The sequence below is a fragment of the Rahnella sp. JUb53 genome (assembly GCF_004346065.1).
Classification (GTDB): Bacteria; Pseudomonadota; Gammaproteobacteria; order Enterobacterales; family Enterobacteriaceae; genus Rahnella; species Rahnella variigena.
This window is the reverse complement of the sequence record NZ_SLYT01000026.1, coordinates 1-3105: the sequence shown is the minus strand read 5'-3', so window position 1 is coordinate 3105 and position 3105 is coordinate 1. Positions and strand designations below refer to the sequence as shown.

The window sequence follows — 3105 nt, the reverse complement described above, 5'->3', positions numbered from 1 at the left end:
GGCAATTAGCCAGGCGGGGATATCGGGCAGTAAAATAGCGCGGCCGCGCCACGTCTGCCGCCTGTTTTCGAGTGCTTCCTTGCGAAACAAAATAATATCCTCCTGAAGTGACAAACCGTTTGGAATTATTCAGTGCGACACATCAACTTCGCAACGAAACTCTTAAACGGCAAAACAATACATATAAAATAAGTCACCAACACATGCAAGTACGCTCGCAAACTTTAAAGAGATTTCGGATTTTTAATCTTAAATCATTGATACTAAAGATAAATATTATTTTTTAAAGATTTCATTTTTTTTCACCTCAGCATATTGCAAATGCGTATCACTTGCATTAACATGAGTAAATATTGACCTCCATTGGAAAGTTAATTTATTTTACTTGCTTCTTTAATAAATATTTCAGCATTAACTTAGGGTGTGTGTTGTTATGACACCCAAATGCATCAATGAGTGGGATTTATATTTTTCAGCGTTTTTCGAGCTTTAACGGAGTGGCACTATATGATAATTTCCACACCCTATATTTTAAGATTCATAAATAAGACTGGTTCGTTTTATTATATATTCTCGCTCGTGCTTTTTATAACAGGGGAAGCGGACTCCACTACAGCTTTCTTACTGTTAATTTGCTCCATATTAGGTCTTGTACTAATTTTTACAGATAAAAAAAAGGAAGTGTGAGCTTTATTATCTCATTAAATGAAGGATTATAAATGAAAGTAATAACGTTTAAGAACATGAAAAACGTATCTGGTGGTATTGACCATGGCGAGCTGGCAGCTGGGGCGATTGGCCAGTTTGTTGGAGGTACACTTGGTGCAGAATTTGGCCCATTAGGTGTAAGAATCGGCCAGGCTGCGGGAGGTTTCATTGGGAAAGAGGTTTATGGTGGGATTCGTGACGGCTATCAGACTGCGCCGGGAGTCAAACAAGGTTTAGGATCTTTTAATCCTAACTACAGTGGCAGACCAATGCTATGTAACCCCCCTGCTCAAATCCTAGGGTGCCCACACTACTAAATGAAAATCCGCCTTCATCGAAGGCGGGTTTTTTCGCCCAACGGTAGCGTGCTTAGACCGGAATTTTAAAGATATCATTTCACACTTCTGCTGACATTCTACCCGACCTGAATGAACTGCCACATAAAGTTGCGCGATTTTAATCAGGCCGAGGCTCCGGTCCGGTATTCTAAAGCGCTCTGCCCCGGATATCGCAGGTGGCTGGCAATACATTTTGTTGAACGGGCATTATACCCTCCAGAACAGCAATAAAATAATTGATTTAAATGGGCTAGTTGCCGAGCTAAAACTGGGGAAACGGAAATTTCGGCGGTACCGGCGTAGAACCCCTTAATCTAAACTGTACCGAGGGGAGACTGTTGTCTCCCCTTTTTATGTATTTCCCCGCAGAATATTACTGCTTCGGCTTCATTTCTCGCAGAACTGCAGGGGCACACTTTTCCACACAACTCTGTTAGGGGTCCGCTTGGAAAACGGAAAATATCCTACTATAAGGGCTTCCCCGAACAGTCAACGCCGGTTTTTAATTTCTGTCTGTTCATCAATGAAAGGCAAGGGATAAGACTGCGCTACTATAAACGGTCACGCTGAATCGCTAGTGATTCGGACCCTGATGAAAGACGCTCGTGAGATCCTCCTTCGTTAATCGGATAGTAATATCCAGTAGGATATGCAGATACTTCTCACGGGGGTCTAACCCTTTACCATCAACGAGTTACAGTTCAGTTACTACTCAGTTTAATTTTTCACGTTGTTGAATACAGTCTGAAGTCATCGCCGTAATGTAATGATGCCCAGCACAACCTCGCATTCTTGGCGGCGATTGCAACGACAGCACGCCAGTATCCCCGCCTACCAATCAACGAGCAGACCCAACGGCTAAACGAGTCCGTTCTATTCTCTGCCCCTACCATTACAGAACGGGCTCCCTGGACCAGTAGGGTTCGCAGATAGGCATCACCCGCTTTTGTTATCCTGCCAAGCTTTGATTTTCCGCCACTACTGTATTGTGATGGCGTTAGCCCCAACCAGGCTGCCAGTTGGCGCCCGTTCTTAAAATCATGGGCATTGCCAATACTGGCGACCAGCGCACTCGCTGTGGTGGGCCCAACACCTTTCAGTTCCATTAACTGCTGGCTGCGATGATCTGTTTTGGCCACACGAGATAATACCCTGTCATATTCGGCGATTTTCTCTTCAATATTAGTGACATGTGCCAATAGATCATCAATGCACAGCCTAACCTGTACTGGCAGAGTTTCCTTCTGGTCAGAAACAACATGACGCAGAGCATCAGTGCTTTGTGGGGCAATAACCCCGAATTCAGATATCAGGCCCCGAAGACGGTTATACGTTGCTGTTCTTTCCTGGATAAATCCCTGTCTTGTCCGATGTAAGCATTGCATTGCCTGCTGGCTTTCGTCTTTGACTGGTACAAAGCGCATATGCGGCCGCTGCACTGCCTCACAAATAGCTATTGCATCAGCTGCATCATTTTTCCCGGTCTTACCCGCCATGCGATAGGGTGAGACAAATTTCGGAGCCATCAACCGGACATCATGGCCATACTGCCTGAATAATCTTGCCCAATAGTGGGCACCCGAGCAGGCTTCCATTCCAATGACACAGGGAGGTAAACCTGCGATGAGTTCAGAAAGTGCTGCACGCGACACCTTGGGTTTAACCAGAACAGCTTTACCATTTTGGTCAATGCAGTGAACAGCAAACACATTTTTAGCAAGATCGATACCGACAGTGGTGATGGTCATAACGAATCCCTCTGGTTCAATGTTTATCCTATGATTGCACGAAAGTTAATCAGGCGCATATCTAGGGGAAGTCCCTTCCATTCGTTAAGCCTGTTTTTTAAGCAGGAATGACAGGCGGTTTTGAGCGAAATATAGTCATTCGCACCCTGAGAATTACACTATTAAGTGATTCAGGGTATGCGCTTGCTGGTTACGAATATTGAGCGAGAATCATGCGATGATCGCCGCTTTTCTTTCGAGCTAGTGGGTGCTCCACGTTCGCTAACGAATACTCAGGGCATGCAGATAAACTGCTGGCTATATTTCTTTCG

The 3105-nt window shown here is 44.8% G+C and carries 2 protein-coding genes and 1 pseudogene; 1 reads left to right on the top strand and 2 read right to left on the bottom strand.

The annotated features are described in order from the left end of the window. Positions 1 to 90: pseudogene (locus EC840_RS25645) on the bottom strand (colicin V secretion protein CvaA); the annotation flags it as partial. A 629-nt stretch (positions 91 to 719) separates the two neighbouring features. Between EC840_RS25645 and EC840_RS25110 the strand changes: the two are divergent. Further along, positions 720 to 1025, top strand: a complete 306-nt coding sequence (locus EC840_RS25110) for a hypothetical protein (protein WP_132967452.1) — start codon at positions 720 to 722, stop codon at positions 1023 to 1025. A gap of 746 nt (positions 1026 to 1771) precedes the next feature. Here EC840_RS25110 and EC840_RS25105 read toward each other — a convergent pair. After that, positions 1772 to 2794, bottom strand: a complete 1023-nt coding sequence (locus tag EC840_RS25105) for an IS110-like element IS5708 family transposase (RefSeq protein WP_132967450.1) — start codon at positions 2792 to 2794, stop codon at positions 1772 to 1774. Positions 2795 to 3105 lie beyond the last annotated feature (311 nt).

What these genes read in the sequence shown, in the direction of transcription:
- EC840_RS25110 (WP_132967452.1), top strand. Translation starts at nt 720, where the DNA reads ATGAAAGTAATAACGTTTAAGAACATGAAAAACGTATCTGGTGGTATT.
- EC840_RS25105 (WP_132967450.1), bottom strand. Translation starts at nt 2,794, where the DNA reads ATGACCATCACCACTGTCGGTATCGATCTTGCTAAAAATGTGTTTGCT.